The sequence below is a fragment of the Kiritimatiellia bacterium genome, from assembly GCA_018001225.1.
Classification (GTDB): Bacteria; Verrucomicrobiota; Kiritimatiellia; order CAIQIC01; family JAGNIJ01; genus JAGNIJ01.
In genome coordinates this window covers 41,816-67,523 of sequence record JAGNIJ010000004.1, presented here as the reverse complement: position 1 = coordinate 67,523, position 25,708 = coordinate 41,816, and the positions used below count along the sequence as shown (strand labels likewise).

The window sequence follows — 25,708 nt, the reverse complement described above, 5'->3', positions numbered from 1 at the left end:
CCGGTTTGCCTTATACAAGATCGCCCCCGCGCGGTACTATACGCGGACTCATGCGCGGAGATCTTGTACGGTGAGCGGCCTTCCCCGGCGGCGGGCGGCCGGCTGTTTCCTTCTCCTTTCCCTGGCGGCGGGGGAGTCGGCGGCCCTGACCGTGTCGAACGTCCAGTACACGACCGCCGCGGGCGGGGCCTCGCCGTACAACGGCAGCAGTGTGACGGTCAGCGGCGTGGCCGTGTACGCGGACCCGCTGGGCTACACGCTCTCCGACGCCGGCGGCGGGCCGTGGAGCGGCGTCTACATCAACGACCCGTTCCACCGGCCGAACCCCGGGGACCGCGTCACGCTCACCGGCCTGGCCAGGGAATCCCGCAACATGACCGTGCTGACGAACATCTCCGCGTACAGCCGGACCTCCACGGGCCTGCCGGTGGCCGCGACCTGGATACCCGGGCGGCAGGTGACCAACGAGGCGTACGAGGGCGTGCTGGTCCGCGTCACGAACGCCACGGTGCGGAACGTCAACGTCGGCAACACGGAGACCTACTGGCAGGCGGGCGACACCTCCGCGAATTTCTACGTCGCCACCCGCGTGCCCTACCGGTACATCTGGGCCTCCAACCAGGTGCTGTCGGCGATCCAGGGCGTGGTCTTTTCCAGCGGCGGGACCAACTCCATCTCGCCGCGCTCCGACGACGACCTCGTCGGGCGGACGGTCTACGAGTACGCCCTGCGCGGCCTCGTGATGACGCCGGCCGGCCCGCGCACGAACTGGTATGTGCACGTGCGGGACGACGACATCGTCGCCGTGACGTCCGCCGCGCCGCCGGGCGTCACCGCCGCGGACACCGGCGGCATCATCTTCCCCGGTCTGCTCGACGTGCACAACCACCCGGCCTACAACTCATTCCCGACCCTGATGTTCAACAACTTCCCGTACGGGCACCGGGACGAGTGGGGCGAGGACGACGCGGAGTACGACGATTGGAAGGCCCGGCGTTCGACGCTGCGCACCGCCATTGACGATGCCAACACGGCTGCGATCACCAAGTACGGCGAGTGCCTGGAACTGATGTCCGGCTGCGTCGCCATCCAGGGCCAGAGCAGTGCCGACCAGGAGCATTGCCATCCGGACGTCATCCTGTACAACATCGAACAGTTCCCGTCGCGGGTCTGGTGCAATATTTTCCCGTGGCGGATGACAAATTCGGCGGGCATTTCCGATCGCACGAACCTGCTGCTCCGTATTTCGGGCGGGGCTATCAACGCCACGATGATTCACCTGTCGGAGGGCACCGATACCACGGCCCGCGCGCAGTTCGCCACGTGGCGCGGCTGGGGCATGCTCAATTCGAGCGTGGCGATCATCCATGGCGCGGCGCTGGGCACCAACGAGTTTGCGCAGATGGCCGCGGCGGGCGCCAAGCTGGTGTGGGCGCCGATGTCGAACATGAAGCTCTACGGCGCCACGGCCAACGTCCGCGCCGCGAAGGCGGCCGGCGTGGTGATCGGCCTGTCGCCGGACTGGACGCCCAGCGGCTGCTTCAACCTGCTCGAGGAACTGGGCTACGCCTGGGAGCTGAACCAGTCCGTTTTCAGCAACGCCTTCACGGCGAGCGAGATGTGCGACATGGTAACGATCAACAACGCCCGCTGCGCGGGCCTGACCAACCGGTACGGGCAGATCGCGGCGGGTTTCAACGCGGGCCTCGTGGTGATCGAGGGAGACCCCGCCGACCCATACCTGTCGCTGATCTGCGCCCGCCCGCCCACCGTGCTGTTGACCGTCGTGGACGGCACGCCCCGCTACGGGGATACGGTGTTGATGGCGAATTTGGGCGTGCCCGGCGAGAGCGTGGAGGTGGGCGGCCGCAGCAAGACCCTGAACATCGCCGTGACGCATCCCTTCCTGGAGTACAGCCAGCGGACCTTTGCCAACCTGCGCTCCTCGCTGCAGGCGGGCCATGCCGCGCTCACTCCCATCAACGAGTTGGACTCGGAGGAGCTTCAGTTTCTGGACCTCTCGTTCCTCCAGGGCAACGGTGACGACGTCGTGCCGTTCCGCGCGGACAACCCGATCAGCGCCGGGCCGGGCGGCGGGACCTACGACCTCGGCTCGAACTTGAGCCTGACCTTCCGCTACCAGGATTTCTGGGACAACGACACCTTCGTCACCGGCCTGACCCACACGATTTCCATCGTCCCCGCGCGGTATTCCAACCTGGTGCTCCAGACCGTCGCGACCAACTGGCCCAACGACCCGGCGCGCGAGACGGTGAGCTTCACGGTCGATTTCCAGGATATGCACACGAATTATATCTTCTGCTTCGTCACCCGCGACCTGCAGGGCAACGGGCGCACCTCGCAGGTCGGCGCCGTCTCGTTCCGGATCGAGCCGCACACGGGCGGGGACAGCGACCGCGACGGCCTGCCCAACGAGTGGGAGCAGTTGTACTTCGGGTTCTTCACCAACGCGACGGCCGGGGCCAATCCCGACGGCGACCTGCTGGACAACCTCGAGGAGTACGTCGCCGACACGGTGCCGACCAACGCGGCGTCGTGTTTCACGGCGTACGTCGAGGCCGTCGCGGAGGCCGGTGGCGTGATGCGGTTACGCTCGCCGGTGCCGACGTCCGCGCAGCGCCGGTACGATGCCTGGTGGACGACGAACCTCGCGGGCGACGTGGCGTGGACGCCGGTCGGGCTCAACCTGCCCGGCGCGGCGGACGGGAGCGCGGTGACCCTGTCGGTGACCAACGCGCAGTCCGCCGCCTTCTACCGCGTGGGCGTGAAACTGCCCTGAACCCTGTGCCGTCTCTTGGCCTGCCGCGCGGCGCGGTGTATGTTGGCCCCATGAACGCCTGGTATGCTTCGCTGACCCTGCCTCCACTCACGCCGCCGTCGTGGGTTTTCGGACCGGCCTGGACGACCCTCTACGCGCTCATCGCCGTTTCGATCGTCGTCTACTACCGGTCCCGCCCGCCCGCGGGCCGGCTGGTGACCACGGCGGTCCTCGCGTTCCACCTGCTGACCAATTTCATCTGGTCGCCCCTCTTCTTCGGCCTGCAGCGGCCCGGCCTGGCGCTGGCGGACATCCTGCTGCTCGACGTCTCGCTCGTCGCGGTCATCCTGCTCTTCCGCCGGGCGAGCCGGCTCGCCGCCGCGCTCCTCGTGCCGTACCTGCTCTGGGTCCTGTTCGCGACGTACCTGAACGCCGGGATCGTGGCGCTCAATTGACGCCGGCCGCCCTGCCTCTTGTCTTCGCCCGCGGTTCGTGACAGGATGCCCGCATGCAACCGCCGCTTTCGTCCGACGAGGTACGGATCCTCGGCGCGCTGATCGAGAAGGAAATCACGACGCCCGAGTATTACCCGCTCTCGCTCAACGCCCTGACCAATGCCTGCAACCAGAAATCCAACCGGTTCCCGGTCGTGGCCTTCGACGATCACAGGACCGATGGCCTGCTGGAGGGCCTGCGGGACAAGCGCCTCGTGGCCATGGTCACGGGGACGTCCAACCGCGTGCCCAAGTTCAAGCAGCTGCTGGCCGAGACCATAGGCCTGGATGGCAAGGACACGGCCGTGATGTGCGAGTTGATGTTGCGCGGGCCGCAGACGGCGGCCCAGCTCCGCGCCCACGCCGCGCGCCTCCATCCGTTCGAGGGCCTGCCCGAAGTGGAGGCCGTGCTCCAGGGCCTGGTTGAACGACCGCAGGGCCCGCTCGTCGTGAAGCTGCCGCGTCAGCCCGGGCACAAGGAACAGCGCTACGCGCATCTCCTGGCGGGCCCGCCGGCCCCGCCCGAAGCCCTCGCCTCCCCGGCGCCGGCGGAAAAAGAGGATAGCCAGGGGGCGGATACGTTGGAGCAACTCCGAGCCGAAGTCTCGTCGCTTCGGGCCGAGGTGGAAGAACTGCGTCAGCGGGTGACGGCCATGCACCCGCCTCCGCCTGTCCCTTCCTGAATTAGCGAAGGATGTGGTCAGGAGAGTGGCCCGGCCGTCCCGGCTGTGTCACCCCTCGCCTGATCATACTCAAAGGCCATGTCTGTGAATTCAGGCGTCCCTTCGATCCCCGCGCCTCCGGCCTCTTCGATCATCGGCTTGAAATTTTCGCGTTGTGTTTTATACTGCCGCTGCGGGACGGCCGATCCGTTCCGCACACTCATCAGCGTAAGCATAGGAAGAAAAGGAAACGTCTGTAAGAGAATTCATGGCGCTCGGATTCGCAACGGCGGGCGGGGGTGGGAGCGGAGTGTATTACAACCCGTGCGGGGGACGAGAGCCATGTATAACATCCATCGTTCAAAGCGGATACCCATTGCGGCCTGGGCCTGTGTGTTGATCGTTGCGGGGAATGTCCGGCAAGCCGACGCCGCGATCGTGACGTTGACCAACGCGGCGTCCATTTCCATCCCCACCTCCGGCGCGGGCAGCCCATATCCTTTGACGATCGTCGTGTCCGGCCTGCCCGACCACGTGGTTACCAATGTCGTCGTGCAACTCCAGGGCTTCGAGCACTCGTTCCCCGATGACGTGGACGTGATGCTGGTCAGCCCCTCGGGCCATAATATCCTGCTCATGTCGGACGTGGGCGGCAGCGAGAATGCAACGTCCCTCGTGTTCACGATCTCGGATTCGGCCGTCGCGAGCCTGCCTGACGGCGGCGTTCTGACCAGCGGAACCTACCGCCCGACCAACATCGGCGCTCCCGACGCGTTCGCCGCCCCGGCCCCGGCCCCCTCGCCGGCCGCGAGCCTGTCCGCGCTGGCGGGATCGCCCGCGCGGGGCACGTGGAGCCTGTACGTCACGGACGACACGGGCGGTGATTTGGGTGCGTTCACCAACGGATGGACCCTGCAACTCATGACGGCCACGAACCCGCTGCCTGCGCATGTTGTCATCAGCGAGTTCCGCGTACGGGGTCCGACCGGCGCCAATGACGAGTACGTCGAACTGTACAACAACTCGGACTATCCCGTAGTCGTAACCAACACGGACGGCTCGGCGGGCTGGAGCGTGGCCGCCACCAACGGCCTCCGGTTCGTCATCCCCAACGGCACAATCATCCCGGCGCGCGGCCATTTTCTCGGCGTCAACAGCGGCTCCTACAGCCTCGGCAGTTATCCCGCCGGCCCGGGGGCGGCCGCCACCGGCAATGTGACCTTCGCGACCGACATTCCCGACAACGCGGGCATCGCGCTCTTCCGGACCGCCAATCCCGCCAACTACGATCTCGCCCGGCGCATGGACGCCGTCGGATCCTCCAGCGAAACCAATACGCTCTACAAGGAGGGTGCGGGCTACCCGGCGCTTACGCCCTTCTCGATCGATTACGCCTTTGTCCGCAATTTCACCAGCGGCGAGGCGCAGGACACCGGGACCAACCGCGCGGATTTCATCTTCGTGGACAGCAACGGCACGTCCGCCGGCGCCGGTCAGCGGCTCGGGGCGCCCGGCCCGGAAAACCTCTCCAGCCCCGGGAGGCTGCACGCCGGGCCTTTCACCGTCCTCAACGCGCCCGTGGACGCGGAGGCCAGTGTGGGCAGCCCCCCCAACCGGTCCCGCGACTACACGTCCGACCCCGCCAACAACAGCACCTTCGGGACATTGAGCCTCCGGCGCAAGATCATCAACAACTCCGCGGCCCCCATTACCCGCCTGCGATTCCGAGTCGTTGACCTCACCACTTTCCCGGCGCCTTCGAGCATCGCCGACCTGCGTCCGCGAACCAGCACCAATATCGTCGTATCGCTCTCCACCGGGGGCACAGTCGTGGTCAGCGGCCTCGTCCTTGAGCAACCGCCTTCCCAGCCTAACGGAGGAGGATTCAACTCCACCCTCACCGTAAGCGGCATTACCACGAACTCGCCGCTCAACCCGGGGGGCACCACCAACGTGCAGTTCCTGCTCGGCATCCAGCAGACGATCAACATCCGCTTCGCCATCCTGACGGAGACCACGCCGCCCCTGGCCACCGAGCCGCTGCTCGTCGTGGGCGAGACCGACCTCGCCTGGTCCGACGAATCCGACGGCGGTGACATCTTCCGAAAGATCACCAAGACCGACAACACCCTGGTCGCGGAGTTCTCCTCGTCCTTGGTCCGGAACTACCAGCTACAGACCTCGAGCAACGCGCTCGCGGCGTCCCCCACCTGGCTCGATCTGGGGGGAACCATTACAGGCCGCTATACCAGCCTGTCGGTGACGAATGTCGGCGGAGCGGCTGCCACCAGCCGCATCTACCGTGTCGTGGCGCGCCCTTGATCAGCGGGGCGACGAGACCGGCTGACGCCGCAAATCCAGCCGAACGCGGCGGCCCTTTCGCGTGGTGAGCAGGCCAGAGATGCGATCCTCGGCGGTCCGTTCGCCCTCGAACCGGTGGCCCGAGTGATGCGTCCCGTGCAGGCGGTTGCTCTCGACCGCGCCGTTGAAGTGATAGGTGTACAGCCCTCCGAACGGCCCGCGGACTTCCGCGGTACCGGCCGCGTTGGTGCTCCACTGCACGGCCTGCACCGAGAAGCGGAAGAAAAGCACCCGGCCCTGCCAGGTCCCCGTGACCGGCGTTTCCGCGCGGGCGGCCGCTGCCCACAAGCCGCAGGCCAGGAGGATGACTCGTCCGAATCTCATGGCCACAAGCGGCCGAGGCCGACCCCTATAAAGGAATAGGACGCGAGGAGAAAAAGGGCGAGGGGCACGAACCAGGGAATGCGCCGCGACTCATGCTCCGAGAGCCCGAGCCCGGCCAGCAGGGCGGTGGGCAGCAGGGGAAAGAGGTACCGGCCCTGGGGCTGGAAGTCGTACATCCAGCAGAACAGGGCGGCGATCAGCACCACGGCCAGCCCGGCCGCCGAGGCCATCAGCAGCAGGACCCCCCGCGGCCAAGTCCAACCGCGCCACGTGAACGCCGCGGCCAGGAAAAGGAACCCGAACATAATATTCTGGACGATGTAGTAGGCCGGCGGAGCCAGGATGTTCATGTGGCCGTACACGCCGCCGAAGCTGCGCGTGATCCGGCGCGCCCAGGGCCGCTGTGCGAGCATGTCGGCCAGCGATACGCCCTGGGCGCGCAGCGCGAGCCCCGCGTACGCGCCGGGCGTCCCGATCCGGCTGGGCTTGAAGGCGTCCGCCGCGTACTCCTCCCGGAGCGCCGCCTTGCGCTCCTCCTTTTCGAAGCGGTTGATCACCGCGTCGCGGACGAGGAGGGGGGCCGCGACGGCCGCGGCGAGGCCGGCGACGGCGAGGGCCCGCTTCGGGCCGGTCCGCCACGCGAGGCACAGCACCGCGAAAACGGCGAAGGGCCAGTAGTTGTGCTTGGCGAGCAGCAGCAGGCCGAGGAGCAGGGCGGCCGGGGCGGCCCGCCGCCAGCCCGCCGGGCCCGGTCCCGCGACGAGCAGCGCGATGAGAAAGGAAAGGAAGAACGGGAACGCATCGCTGTTGAAATAGCTGAACGTGTACCAGACCTGCGGCGTCCAGAGCAGGCAGACGGCGGGCAGCAGGGTGCGTGGAGCGAGGCGCCAGGCGGCCGCCGCCAGGGCCAGGAACCCGGCGACGCTTCCCAGGCGCAGCCCGAGGGCGAATCGGCTGCTGAACCCGGACAGCCGCGCCGCTTTGGCCGCGAGCGGGTAGAGGATCTGCGGGGGCGAGGCGAGCAGGTACGAGGTGCCGTATTCGGGGTCGAGATAGCCCGGCACGAGCGGATCGTCGGCCGCCGGCGGCAGCCAGCGGTCGAGGAAGAAGCTGGCCGTGGTCACGTGCAGTTCCTCGTCCGGGTGCGCGCCGCCGGGGCTGAATAGCGCCATGAGCAGGACCTGGGCGGCCGCCAGGAGCAGGAGCACGCCGGTCAGTCGGGCGGTATTCACGGGAAGGCCTTGTTCAGCCGCTCGAGGACGGCCGGGTCTCGCTCCGCGAGCCATTGCCCGTTGTCGAAGAAGAGCCAGCGTTCCTTCCGGCGCGTGTAGAAACGATTGTTGAGCGGTTCCTTCGCGGCGACCACCGGCGCGCCGGCAATCGCGATGCCGTTCTCCGGCACGGATTCCCGCACCACCGCGTTGGCCCCGATGCGGGACCGCGCGCCGACCGTGACGCGGCCGACGATCTTCGCGCCCGCCCCGATATAACACTGGTCGCCCACGACCGGCGCGCCGAGCCCGGCGGAATCGGGCAGGAGATTGGAGCCGATCGTCACCTGCTGGAAGATCACGCAGTTCCTCCCGACCCGCGCGTACCGCGACACGAACACGCCCCGGATGCCGTGCGGGAGGCAGGGCTTGCCGCCGAACTCGGCCTCGTGCGAAATCCATCCGCCGCCGAGAAACTGGAGGGCGTCGTACAACCAGACCAGCACGGCGCGGAGCGGCGCCCACCGCGCGTGGCGGCACAGCAGCCGAAACTCCCACAGGATGTCGGAATAGCCGAACATATGATGCCTGAAAACAAACTCTTCTGTAGTGGCGCCTCTGCGAGGCGCCCAGGCGGCTCATAGAGCCGCCGCTACAGCGCTGGAAACAGTATTACTGTTCCGAAGCGCGAGAGTGAAGCTGTTTGTTGACCACGAACCGGATCTTCCCGTTGGCGTCCGGGGCAATCCGGTCCGGGAACTCGAAACGGATTTTCAGCGCCGGGCCCACGCGGTCGCGCAGGTGCCGTTCCACCTCGGCCACGATTTCAGGCCGGAAGGAAGGGTTGCGCACGAGGCGCACGACAAGGCCGTCCGGCGCGTCCTGGACGACCTGGGCGAAATCGAAACCCCGGTTGAATTTGAAGGCGGCGTCCAGCCGGCCCACGCGGCGCCCGTCGGGCGTGACCACGACGTCCTCCAGGCGGCCGTCGATGGCTTCCACGACCGTGTGCGCGCGGCCGCAGGGGCAGGGCGTCGGGCCGATCCGGGCCAGGTCGCGGGTGCGGTAGCGGATCAGCGGCATGGCGCGGTGGAAGAGCGACGTGCCCGTGAGCTCGCCGGTTTCGCCGGGCGCGACGGGCCGCCCCTCCGCGTCGAGCAATTCCAGGAGGCCGTACTCCGCCTGGTGGTGGTAGGCCCCGCGCCCGCACTGCGCGATGACGCAGACCTGTTCCCACTGGCTGTACACGTCGAACACCCGGCACCCGAAGGAGGTTTCGATCTGCTCCCGCTGGTACGGCAGGAGGTTTTCGGAGTTCGTCGAGATCGAGCGAATCCCGATCCGCCGGAGCGCGGCGGGGTCGTCGATGAACCGGCTGAATTCATAGAGGGCCGAGGGATAGCCCCGCAGGAAGACCGGCCGGAAGCGGAGCAGTTCGTCCAGGATTTGCCGCGCCGTTTGGGCGGTGAGGTTGAAGGAGGAGACGTACAGTGCGTTCATCGCGCGCACCCGCCGGAAGAGGACGCCGTCGTCGAACACCGGGCCCGCGATCAGGGCCCAGCGCTGCCCGAGCCGGTAGCCGGCCCAGTTCCAGACCCGCCAGAAAGTCGCGAACTTGGCGGCCGCCAGGCCGCGGTCGGCGTAGAAGGTCAGGGGGGTGCCCGTCGAGCCGCTGGTCCGGACGGGGACGGGGCCGAGCCGCGCGAATTCACGCGAGCGCAGGTCGGCGGCGCGCTCGCGGACGAGCTCCTTGGTCAGCGGCGGGATTCGCACGAGGTCCGGCGCGCCGCGGATGTCGCCGGGCTTGAGCCCCTCGCGGTCGAAGAGATCGCGGTAGTACGGCACCTGCTCGTACGCGTAGCGGACGAGCGCGCGCAGGCGTTCGTCCTGCCAGGCCCGGAGCCGCTCCGGGGTGAAACGCTCGGCCCGGGCCAGGAACCGGCGGTGTCGCGCGATGCGCCAGGGGTGAAAAAAGGTTCGGAGGTTGAAGTCGGTGATCATTCGATGACGATCCGGATGCCCCGACGCTTGCGTTCCAGGTCGGCCCGCGCCTCGTCGAGGCGCTCGCCCTTCACGATCAGGTGCCCGATGCGGTCCGGCCCGACCCGGAAGCGGCGCACGCGGTCGCCCGGCCGGTAGTCGAAGGCGACGTCCACAGTGCGGGGGTCCGGCGCGTGGCCGTTGCTCATTTCGCGCAGCGTGCCGTCGCGGTCCGCGAGGAGCAGGGCGGCGGCGCAGGCCGGGCCCGCGGGCGCGCCGAACGCCGTGTCCAGGCCGAGGGCGGCGCGCAGTATCTGCTCGTAGTAGTTGAAGCCGCAGTGCAGACCGGCCAGCTCCGGCAGGCAGGTTCCGCCGGCGCGCGCGCCGAACTCGATCACGTGGACGCCGTCCCCGTTGAGCATGAAATCGAAGTTCATGGCGCAGTGATCCAGGCCGGCCGCGCGCACGCAGCGCTCGACCTGGTCGCGGATATCGTCGAGCCGGGCCAGGCCCTCGGGGTGCGGCAGGTGGTGCCCGACGGGGACGTGGGCGTCGCCCTCGAACACCGTGCAGCCGGTCGGCAGGAGAAAGACCACGCGCCCGTGCTGGACGAACGCCTCCGCGCCGCAGTCCGTCCCCTCGATGAACTGCTCGACGAGAAAGTCGTCGTGCCGGGTCACGGCGCGGACCTTGGCGACGGCGCGCTCCACGTCGTCGAGGCCGCCGACCTTCACGATACCCCGGCTGCCCGAGCTGTCCACGGCCTTGAACATGACCGGGTAGCCCAGTTCCCGGGCGGCGGTCCGCGCCTCCGCGGCCGTCCGCACGGCGCGGAAGTCCGGCATCCGGACGCCGGCCTGCCGGCCCGCCCGCCGCATGAGCAGTTTGTTCGTGGCGATCGCCGTCGCCGCCGCGGAAGGGCCGGGCAGACCCAGCGCGTCCGCGACGCGGCCCAGCGCCGCGAGCGCGACGTCGGTCCCCGTGGTGCAGATGCCCGCGATCTTTTCCGACCGCGCGACGTTGAGCACGGCTTCCGCGTCGGTCGTGTCCACGTGAAAGACCCGGTCGGCCAGCGCGAAGCCGGGATAGGGGCCGGGCCGGCTGGCGACCAGGGTGTGCAGGCCCATGGCGCGCGCCTGCCGGATCAACGGCACCTGGTAGATGCCCGCGCCGAGGATCAGGATGGATGGGCCGTCAGGCAGGCCGGGCCTCCGTTTTTCGCAGGGTGCCGTGCATGGCCACTACTATACCGCCGATCAGCGTGTTGAAAAGCAGGCCCGCGAGGTTGAAGAAACTCACCAGCAGCGCGGTCTCCGGCGGCACGCCGAACAGGCCGTAGAGCAGGATGTACGCGCCCTCGCGGATGCCCAGGCTCCCGAACGAGATCGGCAGCAGGAAGACGAACATCAACACCGGCAGCACGAACAGGTTGGCGAGAAACGGGATCGGCCAGCCGACGGCGCGGAAGAAGATCTGGTTGCCCAGCGCCGCGATGAGCAGGTTGGCCAGCGACAGGGCCAGCGTGCCCCGCAGCAGGCGCCACGAGGTCACGGGCTCGATCAGCGAGGCGGGTTCCGCGCCGGGCGCGCGCCGCAGCAGCCGGGCGGCCAGCGCGCCGACGAGGCGGTCGAGGCGGCGCCGGGCCAGGACGAGGACCAGGAACAGCAGGCCGGCCGCCCCGAGCAGCGCGCAGGCGGTCGTCAGTACCGCCCGGGCCGCGGGCCCCGTTTCGATGGGCACCAGCGGGTACAGCCCGACAACCAGGCCCGCGCACGTGACCAGCGCGAGGAGTTTTTCCGTGGCGATCGCGGCGGCGCCCGGCGCGTAGCGACCGAGGCGGCGCCCGGCCGCGACCAGCCGGTACGCGTCCCACCCGATGGAGGCCGGGCCGAACAGGCCGAGCGCCAGACCGATCCAGTAGTGCTTCAGCGCGAATCCGAATCCGACCCGCGCCCGGTCGAACTGGTTCAGGAGCAGCCGCCAGCGCAGCGCGCCGACCAGGATCACCAGCGGGTAGTACAGCAGGCCGAGCAGCACCAGGCCGGGCGCCGCCCGCGAGAAATTCACGCGGAACATGGGCCAATCGATCCGGCGGAAGATGAAGGCCAGGATCAGGATCGGCAAGAGCCAGAAGAGAAGCCGGCGCAGGACCGGGAGAACGCGCTCACCGGCGCCTTGCGCCCGCACTCCTTCCCGCAGGGCGGCCCACATGCGCCGGAGGCCGTGCCGGCGGAGCATGTCCCGGTAGGCCTCCGCGTTGAGCCCGAGAAAGGCGGGCCGCAGGAACGTCTGGAGCCGCGCGGCCGAGAGGGCGAGCGGGCGGGCCAGGCGGCGGGAATTCCGCGCGACCTCGTCCCGGATCGCACGCGCCTCGTCCTCCGTCGGCTCGCCGGGCAAACCGTCCTCCCCGATGACGAAGGGGTGCAACTCGCAGGACGGGCGGGGCAGGGTCACGAGCCACGCGGCGCTGCGCCGCGCGGGACGCAGGAGCCGGGCCTTCAGGCGGCGGCCGCCGGCGAAATCGCCCGCGGAAAAGACGTGCTTCCCGGTGCCGAACAGGACCAGGCCGCGTTCGTCCTGCCGTATCCCGCTCGGACAATGCGCGTGATGAAAGACAACGAGCCGCGCCCCGGCGTCCAGGCAGCGGTCGGCCAGGCGGACCGTCGCGGGGAAAGGAACGGATGAGAATTCCATGCCCGCGTGAACGGCCACGATCACGGTCCGGCCTTCCCTGCAGGCCTCCGCGATGGACTCGGCCAGGAGTTCCGGGATCGCGGGGAACGTGCCGGGCGACCGGTCGGTCGCCGGGCTAAAGCGCGGGTCGGCGGCCGCCAGGAACGCCAGGGGCAGGCCGCGGACGTCGACGAGGGCCGGCCGCCGGGCCTCGTCCAGGTTGCGGCCCGCCCCGACGTGGCGAAGGCCGCGGGCATCCAACTGCTCTAGGGTTTCGGCCAATCCGGCCTCGCCAAAATCCATGACATGGTTGTTCGCCAGGCCGGCGATGACGCGCGGATCGAAGGCCTCGAGCACGGCCGGATCGGCCCGCAGGTTGTAGCGCTTGTCGGCGCGGGGGACGGACGCGCGGCAGACGGCCGCTTCGAGGTTGAGGAAGATGACATCGGCCGGGCCCGCCGGATTCCAGAGCCGGCCCGCCGCGGCCGGCCCGCCCAGCCGCCGTATTTCCGCTTCCGCCCGGCCGATCGGGACCGTGTCGCCCAGGCAGCAGACCCTCGGCCGTTGGACCTCCCCGGTCTTCATGCGCGGCACGTATAACAGGGAAGCGGAGGCGTCGCAAGCGGCCGAATGGCGTTGACGCCGCGCGGGCGCGCCGGGAAGATGTACTGATGAATGACGCCGGATTTCGCGCCGGGCCCGCGTCGCGGGCCTGGACCCGGTTCGGGCCCTGGCTGGGCGCCCTGTTGTTCGTCGCCGGCCTGTGGGCGTTCGGGCATCCCGCGTTCCTGATCAGCGACGACGTCGGCATCCTGCGCAACCTGGAGAGCGGGTTCGAGGCGCCGTTCATTTCCATGTTGTTCGGTAAGATGCTGCTGGCGCTGTACCGCCTCGCGCCGGCGGTCCCGTGGTACGGCCTTTCGCTGGCCCTGGCGCACGCGGCGAGTCTCGGCCTCTTTCTCTCCGCGCTGGCCGCGCTGCCGGGGCCGCGAGGCTGGAAGCGGGCGGCGGGCGTCCTCTACCTTTCCTTCTATGCCGGGTTTCTGCTCCGCGTGAGCTTCAACTCCGCGAGCATGATGCTGGGCGTCAACGCGCTGCTGGCCTGGTATTCGCGCCGGGGCGCCCCGCCTTCGCGCGCGGCCGCCGCCGCGCTCGGGTGCGCGCTCGCCGGCAGCTACCTGGTGCGGGTGGACGGGTTTTACCTGGTCGCGCTGCTGGCGGCGCCGGTCGCCTGGCGGGGCCTGGCGTCGCGCCGGGTCCCGTTCTTCCTGGCGCCGCTGGTCCTGGCCGTGGCGCTGAACACGCTCGCGGCCCCGCGCTTCGTGCCCGCGGCGTACCGGGCGTACGCCGGCTACAACCTCGCCCGCGGCCGGTTCATGGATTTCCCCGTCGCCCAGGCGAACACGAACAACGCCGCCTTGTGGGCGGCCGTGGACTGGTCCGCGAACGACTACCGCGCGCTGACCCACTGGTTCTTCTTCGACGAGGAGATCTTCACGCGGGCGCGCTTCGAGGAGATCGTGGCGCGTACCGATCTCGCCCGCCGCGCGCCGCCCGGCTACGCCGCGGAGGGCCTGCGGGTTTTCTGGACGCGCTACCGCCGCCACTTGCTGTTGCTGGGCCTGGCTCTGCTGGCGGCCTGCCGCCTGTCGGACCGGCGGGGCCGGCGGCTGGCGTACGCCGCGTACGCGCTGGCGATCATGCTGGGCGTCGCGCTGCTGTACCGGTTTCCCCCGCGCGTCGGCGCGCCCTCGTTCCTGGCCGCGGCCTCGGCGCTCGTGTTCCTGGCCGCCGGGGCCCCGCCGCGCAAGGCCGGGCGCGTCGAGGGCGCGCTGGGGTGGGCGGCCGTCCTGGCGGTGGCCGTCCCCTGGATCGCGGAGGCGGCGGCCTGGAGCCGGCAGAACCGCGCGGACCGCGCGATCCTGGACGAAAGCGCCGCGGTCCTCCGGGCGTATCCGGCGTCCACGCTGTTCGTGACCGAACCCGCGATCGGCCTGCGCCTCGAGGCCATGCATCCGTTGCGCGCGCGCCGGTCGTACCCCGAGAACATCCTGCCCGCCGGCTGGGCGACGTTTTCACCGCTGTTCTACGCCGTGCTGGACCGGCACGGGCTGGCCCGCGGCGCCGAGGTGCTCCCGCGCGCAGTTGATAATCCGGAAATCTTGTTTATCCTTTTCAACGAGAACTTCGGGGACATCATCGCGGCCTGGCTGCGCGAGCACGCCGGGCGGGAGGCGCGGTTGGACAAGGTGCGGACATTGCCGGACGGGCGGGGGCTCTTCCGTCTCGTTTCGGCGGCCGGGGGCGGGGGATCGGGATGAGCGAAAACGGCAAACTGCTTTCCGTGGTGATTCCCGTCTACCACTCGGCGGACTGCCTGCCCGAACTGGTCCGGCAGTTGACGGCGACCTTGGACGGCCTGGCGCGGCCTTACGAGATTATCCTCGTGGACGACGCCTCGCCGGACGACACATGGCCGGTCCTGGAGCGGCTGGCCCGGGAGTATCCGCGGGTGGCGGCCGTCAGCCTGATGCTCAACTACGGCCAGCACCGGGCGACCCTGTTCGGCTTGTCCCTCGCGCGAGGCGACATCGTGGTGACGATGGACGACGACCTGCAGCAGCCGCCGGACCAGATCCCGTTGCTGATCGAGGCGCTGGCGGCGCACCCGGAGATGGACGCCGCGATCGGGTGCTTCCAGGAGAAGCACCACCGCTGGTACCGGAACGCGGGCTCCGCGCTGATCCGGTTCCTGAACCGGCGCGCGTTCAAGCTCCCGCGCGGCCTGTGTTCCTCCAGCTTCCGCGCGCTGCGCCGCCCGGTGGTGGATTCGCTGATCCGGTGGCGGACGCGCAACCCGGCCCTGGCCGCCCTGATCTACCAGACCACGCGCCGGATCATCAATGTGCCGGTGCGGCACGAGCCTCGGTTCGCCGGCCGGACGAACTACTCGTTGTACAAGCAGTTGCGCATGGCCCTCGACTATGTCTGCAACGTCGGCATGCTGCCGCTGCACGCCATGGCGGCCGCCGGGTTCGGGTTCTGCCTTTTCAGCGTGGCGTACGTGATCCGCACGGTTTACCGGTACTACGCGCAGAACATCAACGTGGAGGGGTGGACCTCCCTGATGGTCATGGTCTCCCTCTCCGCCGGGCTCATCCTCCTGGCCCTCGGCGTCATCGGCGAGTACCTCGTGCGCATCCTGCGCGAGGTGCAGGGCTCGCCGCGCTGCCAGGAGCGACGCCGCGCGGGCTGGCTCGCGCCCCCGCCGAAGGACGACACGGGCGGCGGCATTTAGCCCGCCGGGTCCGCCCCGCCCCAGAAAGACCTTGATGGACCGGCCGCCGGTGTGCCATGTAACATGCCCCGGTGGCACAACCGGCAGGAGAATACCGTGCAGGAATCGAAAACCTTTGACGTGGCGATCGTCGGCGGCGGCATCGTGGGCGTGGCGACGGCCATGGCCCTGCTCGAAAAACCCGGGCGCTCGGTCGCGGTCCTCGAGGCGGAACCGAAACTCGCCGCGCACCAGACCGGCAACAACAGCGGGGTGATCCATTCGGGCCTCTACTACAAGCCCGGCTCGCTCAAGGCGCTGAACTGCACCACGGGCCGCGAGGCGATGTACCGCTTCTGCGCCGAGCGCGGCATCGCCCACGAGCGCTGCGGCAAGATCGTCGTGGCCACCTCGGAGGAGGAGATCCCGGCGCTCAACCGCCTGGAGGAGCGCGGCCGGGCGAACGGCCTGGACGGTATCCGCCGGCTCACCCCGGAGGGCATCCGCGAGCAAGAACCCCACGTCACCGGCGTCGCCGGGCTGCTGGTCCCGACGACGGGCATCGTGGATTACACGCAGGTCACCGAGACGTTTGCCCGGATCGTCCGCGAGGGCGGGGGCGAGATCCGCACGTCGGCGCGCGTGACCGGCGTCCGGCGCGAAACCGGCGGCCTGGCGCTGGAGACCGCGCAGGGCGTGGTGAAGGCCCGGCACCTCGTCAACTGCGCCGGCCTGCAGTCGGACCGCGTGGCCCGGCTCTGCGGCGTGAATCCCGGCGTGAAAATCGTCCCGTTCCGCGGCGAGTACTACGAGCTCGCGCCGGACAAGCACCACCTCGTCCGCCACCTGGTCTATCCCGTGCCCGATCCGCAGTTTCCGTTCCTCGGCGTCCACTTCACCCGCATGATCAAGGGCGGCGTGGAGGCGGGCCCGAACGCCGTGCTGGCGTTCAAGCGCGAGGGCTACACGAAGACCAGCTTCTCCCTGCGCGACTCGTTCGAGACCTTCACCTATCCCGGCGCGCTCAAGCTGTTCGCCAAGCACTGGCGCATGGGCCTCGGGGAGTTCTACCGCTCGTTCAGCAAGAAGGCCTTCGTCCGCGCGCTCCAGAAGCTCATGCCCGAGATCGGCATGGACGACCTCACGCCCGGCGGCGCCGGCGTCCGCGCGCAGGCCGTCGGGCCGGACGGCGCGCCGATCGACGACTTCAAGATCGTCGAGGCCGAGCGCATGGTCCACGTCCTCAACGCCCCGTCGCCCGCCGCGACCGCCTCGATCAGCATCGGCCGCTCCATCGCGGCCATGGCGGAGAAGAATTTCCAGTTGGGCTGACGCGACCATGCCCGCCGACCTCGCAGCCTTCCGCCGCCGTTTCTTTCCCGGCGCTGCCGCCCGCGACTGGAACGATTGGCGCTGGCAGGCGCGGCACGCCTCCCGGACGGCGGCGGACCTGGAGCGCCTGTTTCCCCTGGCGCCGGAGGAGGCCGCGGCCCTCGATGGCCGGCCGCTCCGGCTTCCCGTCGCGGTCACTCCCTACTATGCGTCGCTGCTGCACCCGGCGTCGCCGCTGCGCCGGGTCGTGGTGCCGACGATGGCCGAGACCCGGCGCGGGGCGGGGGAGTACGAGGACCCGCTGGGCGAGGAGAAGCATCGTCCCGTCCCCTGCCTGGTGCACACGTATCCGGACCGCGCGCTGTTCCTGGTCACGGGGGCCTGCCCGGCCTACTGCCGCTACTGCACGCGCGCGCGCCTCGCGGGCGACGGGGCGGGGCTCTCCTCCCGCGCCAACTGGCGCCGCGCGCTGGCCTATCTCCGCGCGCACCAGGAAATCCGCGACGTGGTGATCTCGGGCGGCGAGCCGCTGCTGCTTTCGGACGAGAAACTGAAATGGCTGCTCTGGGAACTCCGGCACATCCCGCACCTCGAGCTCCTTCGCATCAGCACCCGTGTGCCCGCGGTCCTGCCGCAACGCGTGACGCCGGCCCTGGCGCGACTGCTGGGAAAATGCCAGCCGCTCTGGGTCAGCGTGCACTTCGCGCACCCGGACGAACTGACGCCGGAGGCGAAGCGCGCCTGCGCCCGCCTCGCGGACGCCGGTGTGCCCATGGGCAGCCAGACGGTCCTGCTGCGCGGGATCAACGACTCGCCCGACACGATCCGCCGCCTCATGCGCGGCCTGCTGCGGATGCGCGTGAAGCCCTACTACCTGCACCAGTGCGACGCGGTGGTCGGCGCGTCGGCGTTCCGGGCCTCCGTGGCGGACGGCCTGGAAATCCTGCGCGGCCTGCACGGGCACACCAGCGGCTACGCCGCGCCCATGTTCATGATCGACGCGCCCGGCGGCGGCGGGAAGGTGCCCGTCTCGCCGGACTATATCCTCGGGCGGAAAGGGCGGGATCTCCTGCTGCGGAACCACGCCGGCCGGACGTACCGCTATCGCCTCGCGGCGGGCGACTCATTTGCCGCCGGCCAGCGGCTCCAGCAGCGGCGCCAGCCGGTCCGCGACTAGCCGCTGGCCGCGGGCGTTCAGATGCCCGTCGTTCTGGAAATAAACCGTTTCGCCCCGCGCTTCCGCCTGCTGCAGGTCGGGCAGCGCGTCGATGATCTCCACGTCGGCCTCGCCCTCGAATGCCGCGCGGAGGCCCGACAGGAAGGGATACTCGAGTTCCGGCATCCGATCCGGCTGCTCGAACCGCGCGCCGAGTTGTCGCATCCGGTCCAGGTACGCGGGGTGGACCTGGCACGCGTGGGGGATCACGAGCAGCGCGAGCCGGCTCCCGCGCGCCCGGCAGAGGGCGTGCAACTCCCGGAGTTCGCCCATCAGCCGCCCGTAGTCGTGCGCCCGCTCGCCGCGAACGAGGACCTGGTCCTCCAGCAGCGACGGCTCCGCGGCGAGGTAGAGCTTTTCGCGGGCGTCGTACTTCTCCACGGAGAACGGCGCCTCCGCCGCCGCCGGCGGGGCAGGGCGTGTCTCCGGGCGCGTGGCGAGGCGCGCGCCGTGCCGGACCTGGCCCAGCCGGTAGTTCAGGAACGACGCGAACCGGAGCCGGTTGGCGACGGCCCAGTAGGCCTTGCGCGCGGGCCCGAGGGCCTCGCCGCGGGACGGGTAGCGGAGGTCGAACAGCTCGTTGCCCGCGTACAACTGGTAGATGCAGAGGCGCGGGGGGAACTGCGCCAGCCGCCGGCGGGCGATGAGGCGGGCCTGCGCGATGCCCGTGCCCGGCACCCCCGCGTTGACGATGCGCAGGTAGGGAAGCCGCTCGCGCAGGAGGTCCGGGTACGTGCCCCAGCCGGCCGTGAAACTGTCGCCCAGGATCACGACCGTTTCGCGCGGGTCGTACGGGCCCAGGGCGGACGGCGGGTTGTAGGCCCGCAGTTCCGGCTTGTACGTGTCCACCCACTGCCGGCGATACGCGAGTTCCAGCCCGGCGACCAGGAGCCCCGCGGCCAGCGCCGCGAGGAGCAGTCCTTGCGCGATCCGGCGGATCCGTCCCGGCCGGGGCGCATCGGCTTCTTCGGCTTCGTGCATGAACCCCAGTGTGCGGGGCCGTCGGGACCGGGTCAAGCGTCCGTCGCGCCGGCGCTTGCATTAAACCCCATCGCCCCGTACTCTGTCCGCCTGCATCGCCCGGGTACGCCCGGGAAAAGGTGTTTCCATGCTGAACTGGATTCTTAAAAAAATACTGGGCACGAAGAACGAGCGCGACGTGAAGCTGCTGCGCCCGCTGGTCGCCCGCGTCAACGAACTGGAAGTCGAGTACCAGGCGCTGCCCGAGGAGGCCCTGAAGGCCAAGACCCTCGAGTTCAAGCACCGCCTCGCCCAGGGGCAGACGGTGGACGACCTGATGTGCGAGGCGTTCGCCGTCGTCAAGAACGCCTGCCGCCGCATGGTTGGCCGGACCATCCAGGTCTGCGGCCACCCGCTTGTCTGGGACATGGTGCCCTTCGACGTCCAGATCCTCGGCGGCATCGTCCTGCACCAGGGCAAGATCGCCGAGATGGCCACCGGCGAGGGCAAGACCCTCGTCGCCACCATGCCCGCCTACCTCAACGCGCTCACCGGCGAGAACGTCAACATCGTGACGGTCAACGACTACCTCGCCCGCCGCGACTCGGAATGGATGGGCGCGGTCTACCAGTACCTCGGCCTGACGGTCGGCTGCATCCAGAATTCGATGGACCCCGAGGAGCGCCGCATCCAGTACGGCCGCGACATCACCTACGGCACCAACAGCGAGTTCGGCTTCGACTACCTGCGCGACAAGGGCATGGCCTACCGCCCCGAGGAACAGGTCCAGCGCGGCTACTTCTACGCGATCATCGACGAGGTGGACTCCATCCTGATCGACGAGGCCCGCACGCCGCTGATCATCTCCGGCCCCGCGCCGTACTCGACCACGCAGTACCACGAGCTCAAGCCGCACGTGGAGCGCCTCGTCCGCCGCCAGCGCGACCTCTGCACCCGCCTCATCACGGAGGCGAAGACGCTGATCGACCGGCAGGAGGACGAAGAGGCCCAGCGCAAGCTCTACCAGGTCCACCAGGGCATGCCGAAGAACAAGCAACTCCAGCACCTCCTCGAGGAGCCGCACCCGCGCCGCCTGCTGGAGAAGATCAACTCGGCCTTCCTGACGGACATGCGCAAGGACGAGGCCCGCGCCCTGCGCGAGGAGCTCTACTTCACCATCGACGAGAAGGGCAACGACGCCAGCCTCACGGAGAAGGGCTGCGAGGCCTTGAGCCCCAACGACCCCGAGATGTACGTCGTGCCCGATCTCATCTCGGCCCTCTCCGCCCTCGACGGCGACACGGCGCTTTCCGACGAGGAGAAGTTCAAGAAGCGGCAGGATATCCAGAACCTCTTCGCCGACCGCAGCGAGCGCATCCATGCCGTCGACCAGCTCATCCGCGCCTACACGGTCTACGAGAAGGACGTCCAGTACGTCGTCCAGGACAACCAGGTCATCATCGTCGACGAGTTCACCGGCCGCCTGATGGCCGGCCGCCGCTGGAGCGACGGCCTCCACCAGGCCGTCGAGGCCAAGGAGGGCGTGACCATCGAGCGCGAGACGCAGACCCTCGCGACGATCACGATCCAGAACTACTTCCGCATGTACAAGAAACTCGCCGGCATGACCGGCACGGCGGAGACCGAGGCCGACGAGTTCCACCAGATCTACAAGCTCGACGTCATTGTTATCCCGACCAACCGCCCCGTCCGGCGCGTGGACAACAACGACCTCATCTACAAGACCCAGCGCGAGAAGTTCAACGCCATCATCGCCGAGATCGAGGAGTGCCACAAGCAGGGCCAGCCCGTGCTGGTGGGCACCATCTCCGTGGAAACCTCGGAGCTGATCAGCCGCATGCTCCGGCGCACCGGCATCCCTCACAACGTGCTCAACGCCAAGAACCACCAGCGCGAGGCCGAGATCGTCGCGCTCGCCGGCCAGAAGGGCGCCGTGACCATCGCCACCAACATGGCCGGCCGCGGCACGGACATCAAGCTGGGCGAGGGCGTGGTCTGGCTCGACCGCGAGATCGTCAAGTCCGCCCGCCCGCTGGACGAGAAGGTGGATGGCCAGAAGCTGCGCCAACTGCTGCTGGAGAAACCCTGCGGCCTCCACGTCATCGGCTCCGAGCGCCACGAGTCCCGCCGCATCGACCGCCAGTTGCGCGGCCGCTGCGCCCGGCAGGGCGATCCCGGCTCCTCGCGCTTCTACGTCTCGCTCGAGGACGACCTCATGCGCCTGTTCGGGTCCGACCGCATCTCGCGCATCATGGAGCGGCTCGGCATCCAGGAGGGCGAGGTCCTCGAGCACCCCTGGCTCAACCGCTCCATCGAGACCGCCCAGCGCCGCGTCGAGCAGCACAACTTCTCCATCCGCAAGCGCACGCTCGAATACGACGACGTGATGAACAAGCAGCGCGAGATCATCTACGGCTTCCGCAGCGACGTCGTCGCCGATCCCGAGCCGCGCAAGCACCTCTTCAACGTCGTCGAGGATGTCGTCCAGGCCCGCGCGGAAGACCTCTTCGCGGAGGACGGCGAAAAGGCCCGGCACGAGTTCATCGGCTGGGTCAACAGCACCTTCCCGGTCGGCCTGAAGTTCGACGAGCTTGCCGGCGTCGACGGGGCCGAGGCCTTGACCCTCAAGGTATCGGAGCGCGTGCGCAAGGCCTACGAGGTCAAGGCGCGCCTGGAGAACCAGGATTCCCTGACCGGCATGGAGCGGTTCATCATCGTCCAGGCCGTGGACACCCACTGGCAGGAATACCTGCGCAACATGGACACCCTGCGCCAGGGCGTCGGCCTGCGGGCCTACGGGCAGCGCGACCCGCTCGTCGAGTACAAGCACGAGGCCTACTCCATGTTCTCCGACCTGATGGACCGCATCAAGGCGGACATCGCCGCGCGCATGTTCCGCTCCGCCACCTCGGCCGAGGCCTTCCGCAGCTTCGCCGCGACGCTGTCCCAGGTCTACGTCCACGACGAGGTCTCCACGCTGGGCGCGCACCGCGCGCCCGCGCGCGCCCCGGCCGGCGCGGCCGCCGCGCCGCCCGGCGCCGAGGCCGCCATGCAGGCGGCCCTCACCGCCAAGGGCGAGACCTTCAAGCGCGACGAGGCCAAGGTCGGCCGCAACGATCCCTGCCCCTGCGGCAGCGGCAAGAAATACAAGAAGTGCCACGGCGTCGGGAAGTAGGGGCGGCGCTCGCCGCCGCCCGTTTCCAATGATTGGAAAATTATCCGCCGTTTTTTCCAAACATTGGAAAAATTCGGGCCTTATTTTCCAATCATTGGAAAAACCACCCCCCGACTTTTCCAATCATTGGAAAAATACCGGCCGTTTTTTCCAATGTTTGGAAATCCTGTCGGGCGGAGCTCCCGCGACGCCGTTCGTGCCGCCTCTCACCCGTACGGGGTCTCCGGGAAAGCTTCCTTCAGTCCGTCGCCACCGCCTGTTCCCGGTTCAAAGCCAGCAGGCGCTCCAGGATCGCCTCGTCGGGAAGATCGGCGGGCCAGCCGTAGGCGGCGAAGACCGCGGCGTCGAGTTTCCGGTGGGCCTGGTCCAGCCAGGCGGGGCGCTCGTTGTACAGCGCCGTCAGGGTGCGCTTTTTCAAGTGCTTCGCGCAGGCCTCGTCCCGCGGGACGAGGCGCGGGTAGCGGACGGCGCTCGTGCCGGGCGCGAGGTACCGAGCCCACGGCCCGCCGGGCGTGCCGGGGAATTCCAGGATTTCCTCCCGCGTCCATTCCGGCGGATTCAGCCACCGCTCGCGCAGTTCGTTCAACTCCCGCGCGGCGTCGGCGATGGCCTCCTGTAGGGGCTTCGCTTGCGAAGCCCGGGCGCGGGCGTCGGCAAGCGACGCCCCTACAGCCGGAAACGGAAACGTCTCGAAACACGTCGTCGGGGTGTAGCGTGGCCGCGTCTCCAGTCGGGTCCCTAGTTTTAGCGCCCACACCTCGTGCGCGCGGGAATGCAAAACGCCAAAGAAATAGTCGTCGGAACGGGCGAAGACGATGAGCTGGTGATCCGGATTGTTGGGAACAGTCTGCCAAACAAAGAGACGATGCTTTGATACTGTCGGAGTGACGAGAAAACGATGAAGAGGCTCTATCGCTCGCCTCATTTCCGGTCGTTGAGCGTAAAGTTGCCACCATTCTTTTCGATACCAGGCACGCGGGTTGGCGTCCCGCATGGCTTTGACATGCTCGGACAGATACTTGAAGGGGGCCGCATATTGCGACGCCTCGGATTCGGTCATATTGAAAAAGTCAACGATCCACATGCCCCGGCTCCGGCGCGTCACGTCCATGCCGTTCAGCCAGGGGACCACGACATCCGAATTGGGCCTGCCGTTCGGGTTGGGCTCCTGCAGCCATTTCAAGGCCAGTTCTTCGGAAACATCGAAAGGCCCTTGCTTGGTGGTGCCCATGAAACCCACGCCCCTATTCTCCGTGATAGGCCTGGCCGTCGTGAGATCGCCGGTTGCGGGCGTCAAATTGGCGTTGATGGTCTGGATACCTAGACCGTCTAGGTATCGGTCGGTTTCGGAGCCGTTGTCGAAGGCGATGAGGCTGACGTGGACGTTGGCGCCGTCGAGGAACCAATCCTTGTCCGAGACGGCCCAGAAGATGTCGCCGGTTTCCTTGATCCGTTTGAGGACTTCGCGGTTGGCGCCGCCGCGGATGCCCTGCGTGGCGAGGAGGCCGGCGCGCTTGCCGCCGCCGGCCTCGATGTGGGCGCGGGCCTTTTCGAACCAGTAGCAGCACAGGTCGGCCTCGCGGGGCACGCGGTCGTTCCAGAGGGCGAACAGGCGGTCCATGTAGCCGTCGCCCAGTTCACGCCGGAGCATCTTGCCGCCCAGGAACGGCGGGTTGCCGACGATAAAGTCCACGCGCGGCCAGTCGGGTTCGGTCCCGTCGGCGTTGAGGATGGCGTCGCGGCACTGGAAGTTGCCGGTCATGGGCCGGAGGATGGGTTCCTGGGGCGAGCCGAAGCCGTTGAACTTGATCCACTGGAGCCAGCCGATCCAGACGGTCATCTGGGCCAGGTCGTGGGCGTAGGGGTTGAGCTCGAGGCCATAGAGCTGCCACGGGCCGACCATGGGCAGGAAGGAGCCCAGGCCGTTTCCCATGGAATGCAGGATGACCTCTTTCTCCAGGTCCTTGAGTTTCTGGAGCGCGACATAGAGGAAATTGCCGGACCCGCAGGCGGGATCGAGCACCTTGACCGATTGCAGCCGCGCGAGGAACCGGTGCAGGATGCGCTCCGCCTCGCCGCGGGCCTTTTTCCGCGCGGCAGGATTCGGAGGCTTGGCTGCAGCCGGCCGCGGTGAGGCCGGCCCGGGGCCGGCGGCCCCGGCCGCCGTTTTCTTCCCCGTGGTCAACAGGCTCCGGATGACGGTCCTGGCCTCTTCCCATTCCCGGCGAAGGGGCTGCAGGATCACGGCGTCCACGAGGGTTTCGATGTCCTCCTTGCCCGTGAAGTGCGCGCCGAGCTGGGAACGCTTGGCCGGGTCCAGGCCGCGCTCGAAGAGCGTGCCGAAGATGGAGGGGTCCACGGCGCTCCAATCGAGCCGGGCGGCCTCGGTGATCCGCCGGATTTCCTCCGCCGAGAGGGGGAGGCCGGAGGCGTCGTCGAAGAGGCTGCCGTTGAAATGGCGGATGCTCTCCAGGCCGAACTCCCCGCCCCGGGCCATGGCCTCGAAGAGTTGGCCCAGAAAGCGGCCGAATTTTTCGGGGTCCCCGCCGGCCTTTTCGGTGATGCGCGTGAAAATCCGATCCGGCAGCAGGCCGATGTCCTCGGCGAAGAGGCAGAAGACGATCCGGTCCAGGAAGTGCGCGACCCGGCCGGAGTCGAGGCCGCGCGCCCGCATGGTTTCGGCGATCCCGGCGAATTGCCGGGCGGCCTCCTGCGTGATGGCCGCGCTGGTCTTGCCGGGGCGCAGCTTCTCGGGCTCGAAGAAAACGGCCCGCAGGATCTCCAGGCTGCGCGGTTCGCCCAGCGTGTCGAGCGCCAGCTCGTGCGTCGCGGAGGCCGTGCGGGTAAAGTTGGTGTGGACGACGAGGCGGTCCATGTCGCAGACCACCAGCAACGGCGGATTCTCCAGCGCGTCGCGATAGAGCAGCAACTGGTCGTAGGCGGCGTCGAGATCCTTGTGCCGGCCCTTGTATTCCCAGCCGAAGAAGCCCTTCTTCCACACGTCGGCGAAGCCGTCGCCGCCGCCGTGCCTGGCCGCGCCCCGCTCGAAGCCGTACGTCTCGCCCGTGGGGTCCGCCTCGGCGGGCTTGGGGTGGCCGAGGACCTCGCACAGGTCGAGGAAATGCTCCTGTGCGGCGGATCGCTCCTTCAACTCCACCTTCTGCCACTTCGCGATAAACTCGGCGATGTTCAAGCGGCCACCTCGTCGCTCATCATACCGGGCCGGCGAGAAAAGGCGAGAGG

Annotated in this window: 17 protein-coding genes; 9 read left to right on the top strand and 8 right to left on the bottom strand. The window is 68.8% G+C overall.

The genetic code is table 11. The features are described from left to right. The first annotated feature begins 70 nt into the window (after window positions 1–70). The 4 genes from KA248_02525 (at window position 71) to KA248_02510 (ending at window position 6,257) form a co-directional block, all read left to right on the top strand. Complete coding sequence (locus KA248_02525) at window positions 71–2,800, top strand: amidohydrolase family protein (protein ID MBP7828774.1); 2,730 nt, start codon at window positions 71–73, stop codon at window positions 2,798–2,800. 50 nt (window positions 2,801–2,850) lie between these two features. Continuing rightward, window positions 2,851–3,234, top strand: coding sequence for a tryptophan-rich sensory protein (locus KA248_02520; GenBank protein ID MBP7828773.1), 384 nt, complete (start codon window positions 2,851–2,853; stop codon window positions 3,232–3,234). A 53-nt stretch (window positions 3,235–3,287) separates the two neighbouring features. Further along, window positions 3,288–3,956 (top strand): YceH family protein, encoded by a 669-nt coding sequence (locus KA248_02515; GenBank protein ID MBP7828772.1) that lies wholly within the window; start codon window positions 3,288–3,290, stop codon window positions 3,954–3,956. 321 nt (window positions 3,957–4,277) lie between these two features. Then, window positions 4,278–6,257, top strand: coding sequence for a lamin tail domain-containing protein (locus KA248_02510; GenBank protein ID MBP7828771.1), 1,980 nt, complete (start codon window positions 4,278–4,280; stop codon window positions 6,255–6,257). On the opposite strand, the gene KA248_02505 is transcribed toward KA248_02510, so the two are convergent. The 6 genes from KA248_02505 to KA248_02480 all read right to left on the bottom strand — a co-directional run bounded on the left by KA248_02505 (window position 6,258) and on the right by KA248_02480 (window position 13,069). Further along, window positions 6,258–6,620 (bottom strand): hypothetical protein, encoded by a 363-nt coding sequence (locus KA248_02505; GenBank protein MBP7828770.1) that lies wholly within the window; start codon window positions 6,618–6,620, stop codon window positions 6,258–6,260. Continuing rightward, window positions 6,617–7,852 carry a hypothetical protein gene (locus KA248_02500; protein ID MBP7828769.1) on the bottom strand — a complete coding sequence of 412 codons (1,236 nt, stop codon included), beginning with the start codon at window positions 7,850–7,852 and terminating at the stop codon, window positions 6,617–6,619. Before KA248_02500 ends, KA248_02505 begins: the two co-directional genes overlap by 4 nt. After that, window positions 7,849–8,412, bottom strand: coding sequence for a serine acetyltransferase (locus KA248_02495; protein MBP7828768.1), 564 nt, complete (start codon window positions 8,410–8,412; stop codon window positions 7,849–7,851). Before KA248_02495 ends, KA248_02500 begins: the two co-directional genes overlap by 4 nt. Before the next feature lie 91 nt (window positions 8,413–8,503). Beyond that, window positions 8,504–9,832, bottom strand: a complete 1,329-nt coding sequence (locus KA248_02490; protein ID MBP7828767.1) for a phenylacetate--CoA ligase family protein — start codon at window positions 9,830–9,832, stop codon at window positions 8,504–8,506. Next, window positions 9,829–10,938: an ATP-grasp domain-containing protein gene (locus KA248_02485; GenBank protein MBP7828766.1), complete on the bottom strand. Its 1,110-nt coding sequence runs from the start codon at window positions 10,936–10,938 to the stop codon at window positions 9,829–9,831. The genes KA248_02490 and KA248_02485 overlap by 4 nt, the downstream gene beginning before the upstream one ends. A 67-nt stretch (window positions 10,939–11,005) precedes the next feature. Further along, on the bottom strand, window positions 11,006–13,069 hold the full coding sequence (locus tag KA248_02480) for a CapA family protein (GenBank protein ID MBP7828765.1): 2,064 nt from the start codon (window positions 13,067–13,069) through the stop codon (window positions 11,006–11,008). Window positions 13,070–13,155: 86 nt separating this feature from the next. Here KA248_02480 and KA248_02475 point away from each other — a divergent pair, with 86 nt between their 5' ends. The 4 genes from KA248_02475 (at window position 13,156) to KA248_02460 (ending at window position 18,270) form a co-directional block, all read left to right on the top strand. Further along, window positions 13,156–14,805: a hypothetical protein gene (locus KA248_02475; GenBank protein ID MBP7828764.1), complete on the top strand. Its 1,650-nt coding sequence runs from the start codon at window positions 13,156–13,158 to the stop codon at window positions 14,803–14,805. Continuing rightward, a complete protein-coding gene (locus KA248_02470) occupies window positions 14,802–15,782 on the top strand; it encodes a glycosyltransferase family 2 protein (protein ID MBP7828763.1) in 981 nt (326 codons plus the stop codon). Before KA248_02475 ends, KA248_02470 begins: the two co-directional genes overlap by 4 nt. 63 nt (window positions 15,783–15,845) lie before the next feature. Then, on the top strand, window positions 15,846–17,093 hold the full coding sequence (lhgO, locus tag KA248_02465; GenBank protein MBP7828762.1) for an L-2-hydroxyglutarate oxidase: 1,248 nt from the start codon (window positions 15,846–15,848) through the stop codon (window positions 17,091–17,093). Between the two features lie 7 nt (window positions 17,094–17,100). Further along, window positions 17,101–18,270 carry a KamA family radical SAM protein gene (locus tag KA248_02460; GenBank protein ID MBP7828761.1) on the top strand — a complete coding sequence of 390 codons (1,170 nt, stop codon included), beginning with the start codon at window positions 17,101–17,103 and terminating at the stop codon, window positions 18,268–18,270. Here the strand turns inward: KA248_02460 and KA248_02455 are convergent. After that, window positions 18,217–19,290 (bottom strand): hypothetical protein, encoded by a 1,074-nt coding sequence (locus KA248_02455; GenBank protein ID MBP7828760.1) that lies wholly within the window; start codon window positions 19,288–19,290, stop codon window positions 18,217–18,219. The two genes, KA248_02460 and KA248_02455, sit on opposite strands and share 54 nt — an antisense overlap. 127 nt (window positions 19,291–19,417) lie before the next feature. Here KA248_02455 and secA point away from each other — a divergent pair, with 127 nt between their 5' ends. Then, the gene (secA, locus tag KA248_02450) at window positions 19,418–22,465 is read left to right on the top strand and encodes a preprotein translocase subunit SecA (GenBank protein MBP7828759.1); all 3,048 of its coding nucleotides are present in this window, start codon (window positions 19,418–19,420) and stop codon (window positions 22,463–22,465) included. Between the two features lie 238 nt (window positions 22,466–22,703). On the opposite strand, the gene KA248_02445 is transcribed toward secA, so the two are convergent. Further along, complete coding sequence (locus KA248_02445; protein MBP7828758.1) at window positions 22,704–25,658, bottom strand: class I SAM-dependent DNA methyltransferase; 2,955 nt, start codon at window positions 25,656–25,658, stop codon at window positions 22,704–22,706. Between the last annotated feature and the right edge of the window lie 50 nt (window positions 25,659–25,708).